General features: G+C 57.3%; 19 protein-coding genes. 16 read left to right on the forward strand and 3 right to left on the reverse strand.

What is annotated here, in order from left to right:
- Nucleotides 1-187 precede the first annotated feature (187 nt).
- The 3 genes from AXW11_RS20785 to AXW11_RS02360 form a co-directional block, all read right to left on the reverse strand.
- Entirely contained in the window at nucleotides 188-406 is a 219-nt protein-coding gene (locus AXW11_RS20785; RefSeq protein ID WP_309599046.1) for a hypothetical protein, read from the reverse strand.
- Nucleotides 407-564: 158 nt separating this feature from the next.
- On the reverse strand, nucleotides 565-1,383 hold the full coding sequence (locus AXW11_RS02355; protein ID WP_091643832.1) for an SDR family NAD(P)-dependent oxidoreductase: 819 nt from the start codon (nucleotides 1,381-1,383) through the stop codon (nucleotides 565-567).
- Nucleotides 1,380-1,547 (reverse strand): hypothetical protein, encoded by a 168-nt coding sequence (locus tag AXW11_RS02360; protein WP_258955222.1) that lies wholly within the window; start codon nucleotides 1,545-1,547, stop codon nucleotides 1,380-1,382. The genes AXW11_RS02355 and AXW11_RS02360 overlap by 4 nt, the downstream gene beginning before the upstream one ends.
- 141 nt (nucleotides 1,548-1,688) lie before the next feature.
- Here AXW11_RS02360 and AXW11_RS02365 point away from each other — a divergent pair, with 141 nt between their 5' ends.
- The 16 genes from AXW11_RS02365 (at nucleotide 1,689) to AXW11_RS02440 (ending at nucleotide 19,522) form a co-directional block, all read left to right on the forward strand.
- Nucleotides 1,689-2,471, forward strand: coding sequence for a hypothetical protein (locus tag AXW11_RS02365; protein WP_091643829.1), 783 nt, complete (start codon nucleotides 1,689-1,691; stop codon nucleotides 2,469-2,471).
- Entirely contained in the window at nucleotides 2,464-5,403 is a 2,940-nt protein-coding gene (locus AXW11_RS02370; protein WP_091643827.1) for a coiled-coil domain-containing protein, read from the forward strand. The genes AXW11_RS02365 and AXW11_RS02370 overlap by 8 nt, the downstream gene beginning before the upstream one ends.
- Complete coding sequence (locus AXW11_RS02375; protein ID WP_091643824.1) at nucleotides 5,396-6,796, forward strand: hypothetical protein; 1,401 nt, start codon at nucleotides 5,396-5,398, stop codon at nucleotides 6,794-6,796. The genes AXW11_RS02370 and AXW11_RS02375 overlap by 8 nt, the downstream gene beginning before the upstream one ends.
- Complete coding sequence (locus tag AXW11_RS02380; RefSeq protein ID WP_091643822.1) at nucleotides 6,789-7,358, forward strand: condensin complex protein MksE; 570 nt, start codon at nucleotides 6,789-6,791, stop codon at nucleotides 7,356-7,358. The genes AXW11_RS02375 and AXW11_RS02380 overlap by 8 nt, the downstream gene beginning before the upstream one ends.
- 138 nt (nucleotides 7,359-7,496) lie before the next feature.
- Complete coding sequence (locus tag AXW11_RS02385) at nucleotides 7,497-8,297, forward strand: SDR family NAD(P)-dependent oxidoreductase (protein ID WP_091643819.1); 801 nt, start codon at nucleotides 7,497-7,499, stop codon at nucleotides 8,295-8,297.
- Between the two features lie 10 nt (nucleotides 8,298-8,307).
- Nucleotides 8,308-9,513 carry an acyl-CoA dehydrogenase family protein gene (locus tag AXW11_RS02390; RefSeq protein WP_091643816.1) on the forward strand — a complete coding sequence of 402 codons (1,206 nt, stop codon included), beginning with the start codon at nucleotides 8,308-8,310 and terminating at the stop codon, nucleotides 9,511-9,513.
- Complete coding sequence (locus AXW11_RS02395) at nucleotides 9,513-10,550, forward strand: phosphotransferase family protein (RefSeq protein ID WP_091643813.1); 1,038 nt, start codon at nucleotides 9,513-9,515, stop codon at nucleotides 10,548-10,550. The genes AXW11_RS02390 and AXW11_RS02395 overlap by 1 nt, the downstream gene beginning before the upstream one ends.
- Nucleotides 10,534-10,896: a DUF6285 domain-containing protein gene (locus tag AXW11_RS02400; protein ID WP_091643843.1), complete on the forward strand. Its 363-nt coding sequence runs from the start codon at nucleotides 10,534-10,536 to the stop codon at nucleotides 10,894-10,896. The genes AXW11_RS02395 and AXW11_RS02400 overlap by 17 nt, the downstream gene beginning before the upstream one ends.
- Nucleotides 10,897-10,954: 58 nt before the next feature.
- Complete coding sequence (locus tag AXW11_RS02405; protein WP_091643810.1) at nucleotides 10,955-12,565, forward strand: AMP-binding protein; 1,611 nt, start codon at nucleotides 10,955-10,957, stop codon at nucleotides 12,563-12,565.
- Between the two features lie 133 nt (nucleotides 12,566-12,698).
- The gene (locus AXW11_RS02410) at nucleotides 12,699-13,922 is read left to right on the forward strand and encodes an ABC transporter substrate-binding protein (RefSeq protein ID WP_091643807.1); all 1,224 of its coding nucleotides are present in this window, start codon (nucleotides 12,699-12,701) and stop codon (nucleotides 13,920-13,922) included.
- A gap of 77 nt (nucleotides 13,923-13,999) precedes the next feature.
- Nucleotides 14,000-14,869 (forward strand): branched-chain amino acid ABC transporter permease, encoded by an 870-nt coding sequence (locus tag AXW11_RS02415; RefSeq protein WP_041334926.1) that lies wholly within the window; start codon nucleotides 14,000-14,002, stop codon nucleotides 14,867-14,869.
- Nucleotides 14,866-15,813, forward strand: coding sequence for a branched-chain amino acid ABC transporter permease (locus tag AXW11_RS02420; protein ID WP_007152274.1), 948 nt, complete (start codon nucleotides 14,866-14,868; stop codon nucleotides 15,811-15,813). The genes AXW11_RS02415 and AXW11_RS02420 overlap by 4 nt, the downstream gene beginning before the upstream one ends.
- Complete coding sequence (locus AXW11_RS02425) at nucleotides 15,810-16,592, forward strand: ABC transporter ATP-binding protein (RefSeq protein WP_091643804.1); 783 nt, start codon at nucleotides 15,810-15,812, stop codon at nucleotides 16,590-16,592. Before AXW11_RS02420 ends, AXW11_RS02425 begins: the two co-directional genes overlap by 4 nt.
- Nucleotides 16,589-17,293: an ABC transporter ATP-binding protein gene (locus AXW11_RS02430; RefSeq protein WP_091643802.1), complete on the forward strand. Its 705-nt coding sequence runs from the start codon at nucleotides 16,589-16,591 to the stop codon at nucleotides 17,291-17,293. Before AXW11_RS02425 ends, AXW11_RS02430 begins: the two co-directional genes overlap by 4 nt.
- 45 nt (nucleotides 17,294-17,338) lie before the next feature.
- Nucleotides 17,339-18,031, forward strand: coding sequence for a TetR/AcrR family transcriptional regulator (locus AXW11_RS02435; RefSeq protein ID WP_091643799.1), 693 nt, complete (start codon nucleotides 17,339-17,341; stop codon nucleotides 18,029-18,031).
- Between the two features lie 27 nt (nucleotides 18,032-18,058).
- Nucleotides 18,059-19,522 carry an NAD-dependent succinate-semialdehyde dehydrogenase gene (locus AXW11_RS02440; protein WP_091643840.1) on the forward strand — a complete coding sequence of 488 codons (1,464 nt, stop codon included), beginning with the start codon at nucleotides 18,059-18,061 and terminating at the stop codon, nucleotides 19,520-19,522.
- The last annotated feature ends 19 nt before the right edge of the window (nucleotides 19,523-19,541 follow it).

Below are 19,541 nucleotides of genomic sequence, written 5' to 3' on the forward strand. Positions count from 1 at the left end.
CGTCCAAAATCGGTCACGATAAAACGGAATGAGCGGTCACGATCACCCGGAACAGGCGGTCACGTTCAAACGGAATGGGCGGTCACGATGGGCCGGAATATGCACAAGTCTCTGAACACCAGATTTGACGATAGCTCCTTACTTCCTGGATTGCGCCCAAACGATTCGAGAGGTGTGCGATTGCCCGCTAATGGTCACCGGTGGATTCCGGACGCGCACGTTTATGGAAGAGGCGGTTGTCAGCGGCGAAACTGACGTGATTGGCCTTGGCCGACCGCTTTGCACGGATCCGGATACGCCCAGGGATCTGCTTGAAGGGCGTATCGATAAGACGGTTTGCCATGAAGATCACGTCAAGCTTGCCCAGCGGGGTTTTCTCGCCAGTCAGTCCGCTGATTCCCGTCAAAATAATAAATGTGCTGGGCGGTTAGGCCTGGTACTACCAGCAGATTTTCCGGCTGGCTGATGACGAAAAGGCTGATCCGGACTTGGGTATCCTCAAAGCTGTTGGAGCATATGTGAAGGATGAATTAAGCCGGGCCCTAAAGGTGAAGAAGACTCGGCCTATCTTAAGATGATTCTCTGGATCGAGCGGGGAATAAACCGGGTGATAAATTCGGCAGCGTAGGTCTGGGGTGTAACCAGATAGCGAGGCTTGGGACGTCCCGCTTCTGCAGCTCTGACAATCTTTTTCGCGACGTCCGACGCACTGGCTGTAAAGGGCTTGATTCTGGCGCCTGGCGCGAGGGCTATTTCCATTGCCTTGTACTTTTCCCGGTGCACGGCGCTTGCCCGGCCAAGCAAGGGCTGCAAAGCGGCCAGAGCATGTTCTCTGAACCGGGTCACCACTGGGCCCGGGAGCACAAGCGAGACACTTTCAAGGCTGTTGCTGGCCTGTTCATCAAACCAGAAGCTTTCATGGGCCGTGTTCATCGCGGATTTGGCGGCACAGTAGGCGCCTTTCATTTTCTGGGGCGCGATGGATAGAACAGAGCTAACCGCAATGACCCGCAAGGGTATGCCGTGTTGTTCGCAGAGTCTCAGGCAGATGGCAGCCAGCTTGATGGGGCCGAATACGTGGGTGCTGAACTGCTTTTGCCACATGGATTCGGACAGGTCGCGAAGCGCGCCGAACTGCCCATAACCCGAGTTGTTAACCAGAATAACTCGTTCTGCGCCCGCGATTTCGGTGTCTAGAGCACCCGAAAGCCCTTCAATCTGCTCAAAGGATTCAAGATCCAGCGCTAGCTCCAGATCGGCTGACTCGACGCCGGTTGGCTGTCGGGAAAGGGCGATAACCCTATAGCCGTTCCGGGCAAAGAAGGCGCAGGCCTCACGGCCAATTCCTGCGCTGGCACCGGTTATCAGAGCGAGTTTGGTCATCGGATCAACCTCCAATCCTGCATCCGCAGCAGAAATTCACCAGCCTGCCGCCCGGAAACGAAAAGGCTGACTGAAGCAAGGTCCTCAAGATCCAATGGCTCGCCCTTAGTGTCGAACGTCACCAGGATAGGGTTGCCACGGCTGATAGTGTACGTGTCTTTCATTGACTTACCTTTACTCGCTTTGCAAAGAGTCAGGTTAACATTCTGGATTAAAAATCCCCGATACAGTAGGCGCCTGATGGCGTTACACTAATTGTCAAACCTACGTTAAAAAACACTGTTCAGAATGATTGTGGTGAGCTGTTGAACGACTACCTCGAGAAAATCCTCCGTGGCCAGCCCATTAACTATGAAGCTTTCCTGAAGAAACTGCCGGAGGCGTTTCGGCGCCGCCATAGGAAGTTGTTTGCGACGGAAAAGGTGAAAACCAACCGTTGGCTTGTCACGATCCTAAATGAAACCGCTTTCACGGAGCTGCAGGATGTGACGCAAACGCCGGTAAGCCGGGTAGACGCCGCAAAAAAGGGTAACTCTCATCGCCATGGCACCGAGGTCAGTTTTCTTCTCGTTTACCATCAGGGGTTCGCGCACAGCAGGCCGGACGTAGTCGTTATAGGAACAGAATTCGTGGATATGGGGTTTCATCAAGCCCGGTCGGTGCTGGTGGTAGAGAACGAGCGGAATTTCTACCAGTATTCGCAGATGCTCGATTTTGCCAGTGAAACACTGGGTAGGCGCCTGGAACTTGCGGAGTGTGATGTGGTGTTGGGTGGTGGCAACCGGGTTACCCGGGGCGCGATTCTTGGCTGGCTGCAGGGCTATGAAGAAGTATTCTGCGCATTCGATTATGATGCGGGTGGTCTGCAAATGTTCTCGACGATCGCAGCCTCTCTTGGTAACAAAGCCACATTTGTTCAGCCGCCCGACTGGCAGCCATGGCTGGCGTGGTTCCGCAATATACCGGACACCACCGAACGGTTCACCAGGGCGATATCGTTGGCAGAGGGGCTTGGTTTTGTGCCCCTGGCAGAGGCCTTCCGGGCAACCGGCAAATTCATGGAACAGGAGATGATTCTGGATGAGTGACTCCCAGGGGAGCCCAGGCAATTTCAATTTTGGTATTCGCCGTCTGGTATTGGTGGATTCTGCTGGCTTCTGTTACGTGGAAATTCCGGTGGACAACCACGGCCTGATCCTGGGCCCGGGCAATTTGGGCAAGTCCAGCCTTTTAAACAGCCTGCGGCTGTTTCTATTGCCGGAAAATAACTTTAAAAACAGTCGCAAGAAATTCGCTTTCCGCAATGCCAGCGCCGGCAGTTTCTATTCTAACGAGGAAAGCTACCAGCATTACTTTCCCAGCCAGTTCAGTTTCCTGATCATGGAGGCCGAGAACCCGGCGGGAGTGCATTGCCAGATCCTGTATCGGGACAGCGCTAGTCAGCTCAGCTATGGACGCGCTTTCGTGCCGGTGGGTTATGACCAGTTGCGGCCGCTGTTCTGGAATGGGAATGATGAGGACGGAATCGGCCAGGCGGTGCCAGAGCTGACTTTTAGCCGCGTGTCAGAGACACTGAAAAAACACTCCAAAGAAACCCGGCTGGTGAATGACCCGGCCAAACTCAAACAGATGCTGTACAGCAGCGAGCTGATGAACGCTGATGCCGTACGCTATTCGGTGCTGCCTTTGGGTGAGTCCGACGAGCGCCGGGTGCAGTCTCTGCGCACGCTGATTCTGCTGTTGTTTGAAATGAAGGCGGACGATCAGGCCATGTCCAATGCGGTGGCCAGCATTATCGAGGCAGACAAGAAGTTTGCCGACGACGCCTTTGATTTCAATATCGACGAGTTTCTCAACCGGCATGATCAGTTAAAGCAGCTACAAACCCAACTCACAGCAATCGAGAAGGAGCGCCCTCGCTTCGAAAAGTTGTACCGTGATTACCAGTCCTACCAGACGCTTCTTCGCAGTCAGCCCGATTTCGCCGCTTTCCGGGGTGGCGTCAGTAATGCCCTGCAGGACATTGGCTCACGACGCAAAACCGCAGTCGAGGCTTTCAATGAACAGAATGAGACGCTGCGCCATGTTGTGCAGACGCTGAAAGGACTGGAGCAGGAAGACCATGGCCTGAAGAAGATAATAAAGTCCGCAGACCAACGAATTAAAAGGGCAGATCAAAACCAGAAAGATGGCGATTTGCTGGTGTCCCATTACGGGGAGATGACCCTTCAGGAAATTGAGGACATCCAGAAAGAGGAACTCGATAGTAAGAAAGGGCATCTGGCTGCCCTCAAGAGTGCCGCCCAGGCGGAAATCCGGCTGGAGCAGATCCAGAAAAAGAAGCTAGAACTCGAGCGCAAGCTGGAATCCCTGAAGGATCGGGAAAGCAAGCAACATTGGCAGTTGCAGAACCAGTTGGATGAAGCCGCCGCGGCACCGCTGCGGGCCGTGGATCTTCGATTGGTGATGGCCAGCCCGGGCCAGGATCTGGACGCCGATAGCAAAGCGGCCATCGAAGCTTTCGCCCGGCTGTTTGTGCCCACGGGTAAAGGCTTCGACTGGTTCGACGCCGAATACTTGGCCCAGCCGGCCCGGCAGACTGACTTTGCAGAGCAGCGCCGGCATATCGAAGGCGAGCTTCATGGCCTGGAAAGGGAGCGGGCGGAGCTGGCATACACAGCCAACCAGGAACATGACCGGCCGCGGTTGATCGAGCGCACCGAGAAAGAGATTCGCGCCATCGAGAAAGATCTGGAAACGCTCCAGCGTTACCCCGCTGCCACGACCACCCTGCGGGATGCCACTGAGGAAAAGCAGGCGGCGGAGGAACAGCTGGCCAAGCTGGAAGAACAGGCACGGTTGGAGCAGGAGAAGCAGGACGCGGTTCAGCAGAAGGCCGCCAAAGCCAGGGCCGAAAAAGAGCGTATCGAGGAGCGGGAACGGGAACTGGCGGGCCTGAGCCGCAGCGTCGGAACCGTGGAGCACCGATTACCGCATCTGAAAACCGTGGAAGCGGAGCAGCCGTTGGACATTGAACAGGTGTCCGTCGCGGCGTTTGACGATCTGCAAACCCAGTTGGACGACCTGGAAGAGCGCCGCCGCAGTATTCTCGACCACCTTCGCCAGTTCGTGTATCTCGACATTCACGAAGATACCGAAGGCGAATTGCAGAAAGACAGCCCGGCGTCATCCGTTATTCGCGAAACGTTCAAAAGCTTGTCGGATCTGTTTGCCGGCATGGCCGAGCGCTGGAATGTGCTGGAGCAGCAGGTTGGTATCCACAATGAAACCGTGGCGAGCTATCGGCAGGCCCTGAAATCCAACCACGAACACATCGCCCGTTTCGAAGCGCAGCTGAACCGCGAGCTGGAGGGCGTGCGCATCAACGATCTGGCGGAAATCCGCGTGGATATCCACACCGATCCGAAATTCCGCAATCTGGTGGAAGAAGCCAACAACATCGACCCTTATGGCAACCAGCTGCAGTCGGATGCGTTCTATGATCGTTTACGGGTGTTCGTGGCGGACTTTTTCGGGGAGGGCGGTAGCAAGCGCCTGACCATGGACAAGGTGATCACCGGCATTTCCTACCGCACTCGTAAGGAAAACGCCGCGAGCCTGGACAAGAAAGGCCAGTCCACCTCCACCACGGCGTTGATCAATCTGGAACTGGTGTACCGGCTGCTGAAACGGGTGTTGTATCCGGGCGTGCAGCTGTCGTTCCCCATGGTGCTGGACGAGCTTGCCAGCGTGGACATCAGCCAGATGCCTTCGCTGCTGGAACGGTTGCGCAAGCAGGGCTTCAATCTGTTCTCCGCCGCCACTCACAGTGCCAGCGCGGAAGTGATTTACCTGATCGGCCGGCACCTGGAAGTAGGGCAGATGCGCACGGCACGGCCTTACAGCCCACAACGCACCCTGGTTTTCTGGGGTGGGGCTGAGGGATTTACCAACGGCGAATCCCTGAGCCAATGGGCCGATCAGACCCAGAACAGCCTGCTGGAGCCGGCGGATGAGTAAACGCTTCAGCACCCTGGATACCACCCGGCTGTTGTTCGAGCACCCGAAGATTCTGTTCCGGATGATTGAGCGGATGGACCGGAACGAAGCGCGGTATATTCGTGAAAGTGATCTGGTGGCCGAGGTGATGGACTATACCCGCACCCTTGGCAATGCGGACCGGGATCGGGTGCGCTTGGCGCTGAATACCGACAATCTGTTCCGCAGTGGCCTGGTGATCGACATCATCAAGGCCGAAGGTGAACGTCGCCTGGTGTTCCAGGATGCGCTGATCAACCTGATGCGGGCCTGCAACGCCTCGCTGTATCAGGAACTGACCGATGCCCGCCTGCGCGGCCATCTGGTGAACCTGCGGGATGTGCGCAATCGGTTGGAGACCAGTAGCTTCAGCGACGCGGACCCGGACTACACCGAGTTAAGGGATGATCTGAACGAGCGGGTCAGTCAGCTCATCGGCTTGCTGCGCCAGAACGTCCTGCGCATGCAGACCATCAGCGCCCAGCTTGCGGACCTTTCTGGAGACGCCAGCCGCGCGCCGGAGAAATTCCTGGAGTTCCGCCAGAACCTGTTTGAGCAGATTGTTACCCTGTACGAGCGCCACATCAAGCCGACCCTGGTGTTCCTGAACCCGGATACTCGCCTGCCTGATGGCAGCAACCTGTTCGAGACTCTGGAAGCGATGGTCCGGCTGCTGGAAAGCCACGGCGACCACATCCTGGCAGACCAGTTGTTCCGCTCCTCCATCAGCCTGAACGCCTTGTACAAACCCATTCAGGCGGTGGCCCAGGAAGTGGAGCACTTCCTCCGCAAGACTCGCCAGGGCATGGTCCAGTACAACGCCATGGAGCATTTCTTTGGAAAACTGCAGGAGCTGAAGAGCGAAACCGAGACCCTCAGTCTCAAACGAAAATGGCTGGAAGGCGGAGACTTTGCCCGCAGCACCGGCTTCCTGGTGGGGCTGCGAGCCCAGCAGCGCCCAAAACACTATGCCTTCGGGAGTTCTTCGAGCTACTACCAGTTGCTGTTTAGCGAACTGGATTTGCGTTTGAACGATCTTCGACGAAAAGCCGAGGCGCCGGTCCTTCAGGAAGTCGATGGCAGCGGCCGCCACACCCGCATTGACGTTCAGCGTATCAACCAGCTCTATCAATGGCTGGAAACGCTGGAACTGCGGCCCACCACTGATCTGGTGCGGGAGCTGCACGGTCGCCTGGATGGCTTTATCCCCGGATACCGTTTTCCGGACTTGCTGGCGGCCCTGAATCGGTTGGTGAACTCACCACCAGAGGGCATGCAGGTGGTCACCACCAACCGCTTTAGAACCCTGGAACATTCACCCGATAGCGAACAGTTTGTCTACCGCAACCGCCGCCTGGAGCAACACCATGTCTGAATTTGATCAGATCCTGCCCGCCCACAGCGCTGCCATCTACCGGGAGTTCCAGGCTGGACGGGTTATTGTGCGTGATGTTTGGGACAGCAATCGTTCCGAGCTACGGTCCAATCCGCTTTATAACCTGCTCTATAATCACATGTCCCACTTTCGGACTTTCTATGAGCATCTCGGTAGTGAGTTGGTGTTCAACGAAACCGGAGCATTTTTCTTCCTTAAGGAAAGCAGCGACGACGAGAGCGAGGAGCATGATGAAAACGCCTTTCGTGTGCAGGTGATATTGCTGATTATTGGCCGCTATTTCGCCCGCAGCGGCCGGGACGTTGAATACCTTGGCCGGCCCGATGCCGGTTTGAATGAGCAGGACCTGGCGGCTCTGGCGGGCGATGAGGAGTATCAGGAGATTATCAGGGCGACACGTTTTGAGAAAGGGGTGCCGGAAGCCCTGGATTATCTGGATAAACGCAATCTGCTGTTTCGCTCCGGTGCCGGCCGCTGCTTCCTGAGTTCGGCCGGCCTTTATTTCCTGCAGGAGTTGGTTCGGGAGTATGAGCAAGCGTAGACGCAGAACTACGGTATCAAGACTTGCTATGCATCCTCCCTGACTTTCCCTCTTCGTAGTTTGAATATTGCCTTAAAAAATCTTTTTTACTTGAATAAAACGAGCGCTCGTTCTATTTTTGTTGGCGGAGGTCGCGATATGAATAATTCCAATCAAACGAAGTCAGACAACGCAAATGGGTCTCTGCGGCTAGACGGCAAGACTGCTCTGGTAACGGGTGCTGCTGGCGGCTTGGGTCAGAGTTTTACTCGTTGTCTCGTTGAAGCTGGTGCCAGCGTCATTGTCTGTGGCCGTCGCCGAGAGGCACTTGAATCCCTCAAGGCCGAATTTCCGGAACATGCTGATCGTATCCACGTTGTCACTATGGATGTAACCAAGGAGTCCAGTGTCGCTGAAGCCTTCAATACCATGGCTGATGAGATCGCCATTCCGAACGTCGTCGTTTCCAATGCCGGTGTGGCAACGAGCAAGAAGGCTCTGGACCTTAACGGTCAGGATTGGGACCGGGTTATCGACACAAACCTCAAGGGATGCTGGCTGGTCGGCAACGAAGCCGCCCGTCGTCTATCAGCAGTTAATCGGGGCGGGAGCATCATCATGATCTCTTCCATCCTTGGTCATCGCGTGGCCGGCAACGTAGCGCCTTATGCCGCGGCCAAGGCCGGTGTCGAGCAGCTGACTCGTGCTCTTGCGCTGGAATGGGCCCGATATGGAATCCGCGTTAATGCACTTGCGCCGGGTTACATCGAGACCGATCTGAACCGCGATTTCTTTGCCAGTGAACCCGGCCAGAAAATGATCCGCCGTATTCCTCAGCGTCGATTGGGGCAGGCTGATGACTTGAGTGGTCCGTTGTTGCTGCTGGCTTCCGGACTTTCCGACTATATGACCGGCAGCACCCTTGTGGTGGATGGCGGCCATCTTCAATCCTCGTTGTAAGGAGTGGGCTGTGGATTTCAATTTGGACCCCAGGAACGAGTCGTACCGAAAACGCATCCGGGATTTTGTCGAACAGGAGCTGTTGCCGCTGGAGCAGAACCCGGAGGCCTACGATGAGCATGAGAACATCGCGGCGGACTACCTTGAGCAGATGCGTGCAAAGGCAAAGCAGCAAGGCCTGTGGTGCTTGCAGCTTCCCGAGCGCCTGGGCGGCCAGGGGCTCGATATCTCGGGTATGGCTGCCTGTTACGAGGAAATGAACCGGTCGATTTTCGGGCCGGTGGTGTTCAATTCGGCGGCACCGGACGACGGCAACATGACCGTACTGGCGAAAGTCGGTACAGAGGCCCAACAGGAGCGTTGGCTCAAACCCATCGTTGAGGGCAGGGTGCGTTCGTCTTTCGTCATGACCGAGCCACCTCCCGGTTGTGGCTCGGACCCCGGCATGATGCAGACTACCGCCACGCGCAAGGGCGATCGTTGGGTGATTCATGGCCACAAGCACTTCATCACCGGAGCAGCAGAAGCCTCCCATTTCATTCTGATTGCGCGCACCTCCGAAGACACTCGCAAAGGCCTGAGTGCTTTCCTGTTTCACAAAGACGATCCGGGCTGGGAGATCATCCGGCGTATTCCAATCATGGGGCCGGAAGAACACGGCGGCCACTGCGAGCTGCGCTTTGATGGTCTGGAAATCCCGGACGAAAATCGACTGATGGAGGTGGGAGACGGGCTCAAGGTGACCCAGATTCGCCTGGGCACGGCCCGTCTTACCCATTGCATGCGATGGCTGGGCCTGGCGAGACGCTCCCTGGAGATTGCCACCGACTATGTGGATAACCGGGAATCCTTTGGTCAGCCCCTGGCACAACGCGAAGGGGTGCAGTGGCTGCTGGGAGAGGCGGCAATGGAGATTCAGATCGGCCGATTACTGACCATGCACGCTGCCTGGAAACTGGACCAGGGTGATTTTGCCCGAAAAGAGGTTTCCATGGCCAAAGTGTCGGTGGCCGATACCTTGCACAAGGCGGTAGACACGGCAATCCAGCTCTGCGGCGCCAGGGGGTACTCCAAGGATACCCCGTTGGAGTGGATCTATCGCTATGCCCGCCAGGCAAGGCTGGTGGATGGCGCATCGGAAGTGCACAAAATGGTGTTCTCGAGAACACTCCTGGCTGAGCGTACAGACTTCTGGCACTGGGGAGTCGAAGCCTGATGTCTGCACTTGAGGATACCTTTGCCACTTTTATCGTGCGGCAGACTGGAGCCTCCGACGCAACGGTCGTCTCTTTCGACAAGCTTTCCGGAGGGGCGATCCAGGATAACTTCGGGCTAACGCTGGATTTGGAGGGCGGTAACCGTCCTGGGCGGCACGAATTTGTGGTGCGACAGGACGCACCGTCCGGGGTGGCCGAGAGCTTGACCAGGCCGCAGGAATTTCGGGTGTTGCAGGCCGCTTTCGGTGCCGGGGTAACGGCGCCTGAACCTCTCTGGCTGTGCGAGGATACTGCGGTCACCGGGCAGGTGTTCTATGTCATGGCTCGGGCTGCCGGGAGTGCGTCACCACGCAAGCTGGTCAAGTCGGAGTTTACTGACGAGCAGCGCCGCGCTCTTGTTCGAACGTTTGGCGCAGAGCTTGCGAGACTTCACAGCGTCAGGCCGCCGGACGATTCGCTGGACTTTCTGGCGATGCCCAACCCGGATAATCCAGCCCTTAGCCGGGTCGCCCTTTACCGCCGCTATCTGGAAGAGATTGGTGAGCCACACTCGGTGCTGGAGTGGGCACTGAACTGGCTTGAGGATAACGCCCCGGAACCAGATCTCACTGTTCTATGCCACTGCGATTTCCGAACCGGCAATTACATGATAAGCGGCGACAGACTGACGGCCATTCTGGATTGGGAATTCGCCGCCTGGAGCGACCCTTGCGAAGACCTGGGGTGGCTCTGCAGTCGCAGTTGGCGTTTCGGCGCTGATGAACGGGAAGTGGGCGGAATTGGAGATAAACAGGATCTTCTGGACGGCTACCGGGAGGTAACCGGAGCCTGCATTAGTCCGGCAAGGGTCAACTACTGGGAGGTCATGGCGCTGGTGCGCTGGGCTGCCATTGCCCTGCAACAGGCGCGCCGTCACATGTCGGGTGAGCAGCGCTCGCTCGAGCTGGCGTTGACCGGCCGCATGGTCGCTCAGATGGAATATGACCTGTTGAACCAGATTCAGGAACTGGAGGATGGCAATGATCAATCGACCTGAGACCCGTGACCTGCTTGCCGAGGCTCGCCAGGTGTTGCTCGATTCGCTGGTCCCTGAACTTGGCGGGGAGCGCAAATACGAGGCATTAATGATCGCCAATGCCATGGGCATGGCCATCCGCGAACAGGAACAGCAAGAGGCGGGAGAGCCTGAATCAACCGACGTCATGCTCTCCCGTTTTCTGGCCGGTCACGCGTTGCCGGAGGAGTCGGAGCAGGGTGAACAGACCCTGGCCAGGGCGCTTCGTGAACGCGTTGTCGACGGCAGCGACCGTGAGTTGCGGGCGGTCCTTCGCGCAATGACGGAGACACGGCTGAAAGTAAACAATCCGGGCTACCTGAAATAACCCGAACAATCCCGGATGGTGTGATTTGGGTGTGATTTGGATGTGACATAGGTGCGACATGAACAAGTACAAGAACCTAAACAAGACCACCGCAAACTATTCGCCACTCACCCCGCTCACGCTGCTGCAGCGGTCCGCTCGGGTGTACCCGGACAAGCTGGCGGTGATTGATGATGACATGAACCTGTCCTACCGGGAGCTTTACGTTCGCTGCAGTCAGATGGCCAGTGCCCTGAGTCGACGCGGTATCGAGACCGGCGACACGGTAGCCATTCTGTGTCCAAACTCCCATGAAATGCTTGAGGCCCATTACTCCGTGCCTATGTCGGGTGCGGTACTGAACGCCATCAACATCCGCCTCGATGCTGGAGCCCTGTCTTTTATCCTGGCCCATGGTGAGGCACGGGTTCTGTTCTACGACACCCAGTGGGAAGAGCAGGTCCGGGCCGCGGTAGCAGAGCTTGAGGTTAATCCCTTGTTGGTTGGCATCGATAGCAAGGCAGGGAAGAGCCAGGGTCTGGCGGATCTTGATTACGAAGCCTTGTTGCAGGAAGGCGACGCGGACGCAGGCTGGCAGCATGCCACAGACGAGTGGGATGCCATTTCCCTGAACTACACCTCTGGAACGACAGGCAATCCCAAAGGCGTGGTTTACCACCATCGCGGCGCCTACCTGGCGGCCATGACCAACGCCATGGCTTTCGACATGACGGCCGAGACCGTCTACCTGTGGACCCTGCCAATGTTCCACTGCAATGGCTGGGCTTATACCTGGGCAATCACCGCCGTTGGCGGTACCCATGTGTGTCTACGGGAGGTGGACAGTCAGGAGATCTACCGGCGGATCGAAGACTACGGTGTGACCCACATGTGTGGGGCGCCAGTGGTGATGAACCTGCTGATACAGGAGCTGGGGCGCGCGAGCCTGACACTTTCCCGGCCAGCCCAGTTTGCTCTGGGCGGCGCAGCGCCTCCCAGTAGCGTGATTCGCAAGGCAGAAGAAATCGGCTTCCAGATCACCCACCTGTATGGCCTGACCGAAACGTTTGGCCCTTCGACACTCTGTGTGCCTCAGCAGGAATGGCAGCAATTGCCGCTGGAAGAACGGGCGTTAAAAATGTCCCGCCAGGGTGTTTCCACGCACGGCCTGGATGAAGTTGCGGTGCTGGATATGGTCAGCGGGGAGGCGGTACCTGCAGACGGAAAAGCCATGGGCGAGATCTGTATTCGTGGCAACACGGTGATGAAGGGCTACCTGAAAAATGAGGAAGCCACTGAAAAGGCCTTCAGCGATGGCTGGTTCCACACCGGTGACTTGGCCGTCATGCACCCGGATCATTATGTCGAAATCCGTGACCGGGCCAAGGATGTGATCATCTCCGGCGGCGAAAACATCTCCAGCCTGGAAGTGGAGGAAGTGCTATACCGCCACCCGAAAGTGTCTGAGGCGGCAGTGGTGGCCATGGCCGACGAAAAATGGGGGGAGGTTCCCTGCGCCTTTATCAATCCGATCGATGATGGCGAAGAACCCACGCCCGAGGAAATTATCGCCTTTTGTCGGAAGCAAATGGCGCACTTCAAGGCGCCGCGGAAGGTCGTGTTGGGTGAATTGCCCAAGACCGCCACTGGCAAGATCCGCAAAAACATTTTAAGGGACACGTTGTCCTGATGACTGGGCTGGCCATGGTCAGCAGGAGGTTGCGATAACGCGAACGACGAACATATGACAATGAAATCGTGGCTTGATTTAACAGGCCTGAAAGTTCCAGTGACAAAAAAGACAAGAACACAGGAGCATTACCATGAAAACATCAAGCATCAAGAAACTTCTGGTTGCGATGACCGCAACCGCTACGCTTGGTACCGCAGGTATCAGTTATGCTGAGGAGCCCATCCGGCTCGGGGGCCTCTACATCCTCTCTGGCAGTGCTGCCACCTATGGTGAGTTTGCCCAGAAGGGCATCAACCTGGCAGTGGATGAAATCAACAGCTCCGGCGGCATTCTGGGTCGTCAGGTCGAAATGGTCTACGAGGACACCCAGGGGAAGGCTTCAGTAGCCATCCAGGCCGCTCGCAAACTGGTCTACTCGGAGGGTGTGGACGCCCTCGTGGGCCTGGACAGCTCTGGCGTGGCCCAGGGTATGGTTCCAACCATGCCGGAGTTACAGAAACCCCTGATCATTACCCACGCTGCCACGCCGGATGTCACCGGCAAGTTGTGTAATTCGTTCACCTACCGTATCAGTGTCAACGTGGCCCAGAATATGAAGGCCGCCGCGCTGGTGGCTGCAGAAACCGATGCCACCAACTGGACCACCATCGGTCCGGACTATGCCTTCGGCCATCAGTCCTGGGAATTCTTCGGAAACTACCTCAAAGAGATCAATCCGAACGTCAACCTGATGTCGGAGACCAACTTCCCGCGCTTCGGCGCCGAGGACTTCACCCCGTTCATTGACAGGGTCATGGACTCTGACGCCGAGGGCGTTCTGATCTCTGTCTGGGGCGGAGACCTGGTCAACTTTGTCCGCCAGGCAAACACCCGCGGGTTCTTCGAAGAGGACCTGGAGGTGATGTTTACCGTGGGCGCCGCGACCGAAGTACTGACCGCACTGGGCGAGGAAATGCCCGAGGGAGTGCATCTGTCTACACGTTACTGGTACGAGGCCTACGACAACGACATTAACGACCGCTTCGTGAAAGCCTACCTTGACGCCTATGGCAACCCTCCCAGCTATAACGCTGAGGGTGCGTACGCTGCCATCTACGCCTATAAGCAGGCGATGGAAGCGGCCGGCAGCACCGAGGGGCCGGCTGTTGCCAAGGCGCTCAGCGGCATGAGCATGGAAGCCCCGAACGGCACGGTGACGTTCCGCAAAGGCGATAACCAGGCCATGGTCAGCCCGAACTGGGGTGTTTCCGGCTCCATGCATCCAGAGCATGGCATCCGCACGCTGAACAACCTGCAGATTTTTGACGGCGAGAAAGTAGCCCGCACCGTCGAAGAGACCGGTTGCAAGCTTTGATCTGACGATTGTTCTTTTGCTTGCCGTGGCGCCCTCAGGGGCGCCACGAATCCGGCCCTAACGTAATGAGGTAATACATGTCTGGCATCGGAGCGGCGTTGCTGAATAGTCTCGATATAGGATTGCTGCTGTTCATTATCGCAGTGGGCCTCAATATCGTGTTCGGTGTGCTGAACATCATCAACTTTGCCCACGGGGCACTTTACATGCTGGGGGCCTATCTGGCCTTCACACTGATCAATATCGCGGGCATGCCTTTCTGGGCAGCCCTGATCTTGGCGCCCATTGGCGTCGCTATCCTGGCCGTCATCATCGACCGGTTGCTGTTGCGCTTTATCTATTCCCGTGACGTGGCAGACAGCCTGCTTCTGACTTTCGCTATCCTGCTGATCATCAACGAGAGTGTGAGGATGATCTGGGGCAGTGGTATCCATGTGGTCCAGCCGCCGGATCTGCTGTCAGGTTCGGTGCGGCTGTTAGGCAGTTCCGTTGCCACCTACAGCCTGTTCGTGATCGTCATCGGCCTACTATTGCTGGCTGGTCTCTGGTACCTGTTCAACCGCACCCGCGTCGGCCGCATCATGCGAGCTGCGGCACTGGATCGCGATATGGCCGAGGCGCTGTGCATCAACACCCGGCTGGTGGTGACCGGCGTGTTTGCCTTTGGCGCCTGGCTGGCCGCTGTCGGTGGCGTCATGGCGGCACCCATGCGAGCACTGGACCCCGGCATGGGGGACAAGATCATTATCGAGTCGTTCATTGTGGTGGTGATCGGAGGGCTGGGCAGCTTTCCGGGCGCCTTGCTTGGAGCCATCATCCTGGGCCTGATTCATGGCTTCGGTGGCCGCTACCTGCCGGAAGTGAACCTGCTGTTGCCGTTCGTCGGCATGGCGCTGGTTCTGTTGTTCAAACCACACGGCATTATGGGCAAAGGGGCAAATGCATGAAAACCAAGGTTCTGATGGCCATTCTGGCTGTGGTGATTGCCGGGCTGATTGCGGTGCCCTGGATTGCTTCCTATTTCTATGTGTTTATTTTTACCGAAATCCTGATCCTGGGTCTGTTCGCGGCCAGCTTCAACCTGATTTTCGGTTATACCGGCATGCTGAGCTTCGGGCATGCGGCGTTCTTCGGTATTGGCGCTTACGCCACGGCCCTGGTGCTGATTCACCTGGAGTGGCCGTTCCTGGTCTGTCTGCTGGTCTCCATGGGGGCCTCTGCACTACTGGCTTTGATGATCGGCTTCCTGAGCGTCCGCCTCAATGAGGTGTACTTTGCCATGCTGACCCTGGCTTTTGGCATGATGGTCTTTGCTATCGCCTACCAGTGGCGCTCGGTGACCAACGGCAGTGACGGCCTCGCCGGGTTTACCCTGGGCTCCTTCGGGCTGGGGCTTGACCTCACTCTGGCGAATCCCTCGGTCTATTACCATGTGGTGCTGGGTATTGTGGCCATCGCCGCGATAGTGCTTTACCTGATCTGCCGCAGTTCGTTTGGCATGATCCTCAAGGCAATCCGTCAGAATCCCGAGCGGGTATCCTTCGCCGGGCTGAACGTGCGGACGTATCGGCTTGTGGCTTTCGTCATCGCCGGAACCTTTGCGGGCCTGGCCGGTGGTCTGATCGCTCCATTCCTGCGTGTGGCGAGCCCCGAGCTTCTGCACTGGTCCATGTCCGCCGAACCGATACTGATGGCCATCCTGGGGGGTACCGGGTTTTTCCTGGGACCGTTCATCGGCTCTGCGGCGTTCGTATTGCTGGAAACCTGGATCACCACTTACACGGAATCCTGGATGTTGGTTCTGGGTATCATCCTGGCAATGATGGTGATCTTCTTCCGAAAAGGGCTGTTGGGCACCGCCATTGACTGGTGGATGGAGGTGAAAAAATGACGAACCCGGTCCTTACCATTGCTAACCTGACCAAGCGTTTTGGCGGCGTCACGGCGGTCTCCGATATCAACCTGGAGGTCATGCCCAAGGAAACCATCGCCATTATCGGCCCCAACGGTGCTGGCAAGACCACTTTTTACAACATGGTTTCCGGGCGAATGCAGCCGACGGAAGGCACGATCACGCTGGACGGCAAGGATATCACCGGCCTGCCTCCCCACAAGATCAGCCGGCTGGGCGTATCGCGATCGTTCCAGATCAATAATATTTTCCCGGAAATGACGGTGCAGGAAAACGTGGAAGTGGTGCTGTCGGCCTATCATGGCCACAGCCGCAAGCTGTTCAATATCGCGTCCCGCAATACCGAAATCCAGAACGAGGCGGTTGAGTTTCTGAAGCGTCTGGGCATCGACAGCCTGAAAGCACAGCGTGCCGAGGTTATCAGCTACGGCGACAAGCGATTGCTGGAGATCGCCATGGTGCTGGCAACGCAACCGAAGCTGGTGCTTCTGGACGAGCCAACTGCCGGGATGACTCCGGATGAAACCCGGCGCACCACCCAACTGATCAAACAACTTGCCGGTAGCGGAGACTACACCTTCATGATCACCGAGCACGATATGGATGTGGTCTTCAATCTGGCGGACCGAATTCTGGTCATGCACCGTGGCGAGAAGCTTTTTGCCGGTACGCCCGAGGAGGTCAAGAACCACCCTGAGGTTCGTGTTGCCTACCTGGGCGAAGAAGACGACGAAGCGGTCGAGGAGGCCAACCCATGATTCTTGATGTTCGCAACATTCAAACGTTCTACGGCGAGAGTCAGGCGCTCCAGGGTGTTACCCTTCAGCTCGAAGCCGGTGAGACGGTTTGCATCCTCGGCCGGAACGGGGCGGGAAAGAGCACCACCCTGAAAAGCATCATGGGGCTGACGCCTCCGAGATCTGGAGAGGTCGTCTATGAAGGCAAGCCGGTCCAGGGCTGGCCGGCACACCGCATCGCCCGCGTTGGCATCGGGTACGTACCGGAAGACCGCCGGATATTTCCTGGTCTGACGGTGCGGGATAACCTGGATGTGGCCTCCTATCAACGCAAGGGCAGTGCCGCGCGTTGGACGGTGGATGGCATCCTCAAGAAATACGAGATGCTGGGCGAACGGGCGGACCAGGACGGCGCGACCCTGTCCGGTGGTCAGCAACAGATGCTGGCGGTGGCAAGGTCCCTGATGATTCAGCCACGACTGTTGTTACTGGATGAGCCCAACGAGGGACTGGCCCCGGTTATCGTGCAGCAGATCGGTGAGCTGATTGACGATCTCAGCCAGACCACCACCATCCTGTTTACCGACCAAAGCGTGCGATTCGCACTAAAGCATGCTCAAAGAGCCTACATTCTGGAAAAGGGCCAGGTTGTGCACGAGGCGAGCAGTCAGGACCTGAAGGCGGACCAGGCTACCCAGGACCGATTCTTGTCCGTGGCATAGCGTGGCTTATAATCCCCGCCGCAGAGGCAAACGGACGTGGCAGTTATGATCGAAAATTACGAAGCATTCCGCGGTGAACTCCGCATGTCCAAGGAGGATGTGATCCGCGATGTGTACCGCCAGAACAAGGAACGCATCAGTATTAAAAAGGAGGCGACGGCGGTTAAAAATCTGACCCGAATCATCGACTCGACCCTGCGGCTGGCCAACTCCAAGGGGTTCCACGCGATGACGCTGAGGGACCTTTGCGGGGATTCTGGCATGAGCATGGGTGGGCTCTATGCGTATATCCGCAACAAGGATGATCTGATCCATCTGATCCAGAGCCACGGATTCATTATCACGCGTCGGACTCTGATCCATTACACGGAAGACGTAGAGGATGTCCGGGACAGAATGTTCTCTGCGATCAAGGCACACCTGTATCTGAGCGAGCTGATGCGGGCCTGGTTCTACTTCTCCTACATGGAAGCGAAGAGCCTGCCGGCCGAGGAAAAACGGGACGCTGTCGCCATTGAGCTGGAGATTGAGGAGATCTTTCTGCGGCTTATTGAGGATGGCATAGAGGCCAAGGTTTACCGCTCGAGAAATGCCCGCCTTGTCGCCTCCATGATCAAGGCCCTATTGCAGGACTGGTACCTGAAACGCCGGAAATACCGCGACCAGAATGTTGCGGTCGACGACTATGCTGCGTTTGTCAGGGATGTGATTGAAAGCTATCTGCTTGGAGAGCGTTGACTCTCTTCTGTGAGGAATGTGATGACTATCAGACTGACAAACCCGGCACTGTTGCGCGAAAGCGCCCATATCGACGGCGAATGGGTCCAGGCCCGTTCGGGTAATCGGCTCGCGATAACCAATCCAGCCAATGGAGAGCATCTTGCCTATGTGCCGGATATGGACGCCGAAGATACCCGGCAGGCCATTCGGGCGGCTGAGGCAGCGTGGCCGGAATGGCGTGCTCGTCCGGCCAAGGAGCGAGCGGGTGTTCTGCGTCGGTGGTTCGATCTGGTGATGCAACATCAGGAGGACCTGGCTTGTCTGATGACGGCAGAGCAGGGCAAGCCGTTGGCCGAGGCACGCGGTGAGGTTGCGTACGGCGCCAGCTTCATCGAGTGGTTTGCTGAGGAAGCCAAGCGGGCCTACGGTGACGTGGTTCCTGGCCATGGTCGTGACAAGAGGATTGTGGTCATCAAACAGCCGATCGGGGTAGTGGCGGCAATCACGCCCTGGAATTTTCCGGTGGCGATGATCACCCGTAAGGTCGCCCCGGCACTGGCTGCCGGTTGCCCGGTGGTGGTCAAACCGGCGGAAGACACGCCGTTGTGCGCGCTCGCTCTGGCGGTGCTGGCCGAGGAGGCCGGAGTTCCACCGGGGATCCTCAACATCGTTACCTGCTCGAAAGACCGGGCGCCGCAGGTGGGTGAGGAACTGACCACCAGCCCTGCGGTTCGCAAGGTGTCGTTTACCGGGTCCACGCCCGTGGGCAAACTCCTCATGCGCCAGGCCAGTGGCACGGTCAAGAAAGTGAGCCTGGAATTGGGCGGCAATGCACCGTTTATCGTGTTTGACGACGCCGATCTCGATGCCGCGGTAACCGGATTAATGGCCTCCAAGTACCGAAATACCGGACAGACGTGTGTATGCGCCAACCGCATTTATGTGCAATCTGGCGTGTATGACGAGTTTGTTGAAAAGCTTAAGGCTGCGGTTGGCAAGTTGGTCGTGGGGGCTGGCCTGGAAGGCGAAACGCATCAAGGTCCACTGATCAACCAGGCTGCGCTGGACAAAGTCAGGCGGCACATCGCCGATGCGACAGAACGGGGCGCAAAAGTGGTGATGGGAGGCAAGGCGCACGCTCTCGGTGGCACCTTCTTCGAGCCCACCATCCTCACGGACGTCACCCAGGACATGCTGGTGGCCAGTGAAGAGACCTTTGGCCCTGTGGCACCGCTGTTCCGGTTTGAGACTGAGGAGCAGGCCATCGCCATGGCCAACGATTCGGAATTTGGTCTGGCGGCATACTTCTACAGTAACGACATCCGGCGCATCTGGCACGTGGCCGAGGCCCTGGAAACCGGCATGATTGGCATCAACGATGGCATCATTTCAACCGAAGCCGCTCCATTCGGCGGGGTTAAGGAAAGCGGCTTGGGTCGTGAAGGGTCACGGCATGGCCTGGACGAGTTCATGGAACTCAAATACCTCTGCCTCGGTGGAATGCGCTGAGTCCCTTTTTCAAGGAGAA

The organism is Marinobacter sp. Hex_13 (assembly GCF_001566815.1).
Lineage (GTDB): Bacteria > Pseudomonadota > Gammaproteobacteria > Pseudomonadales > Oleiphilaceae > Marinobacter > Marinobacter salarius.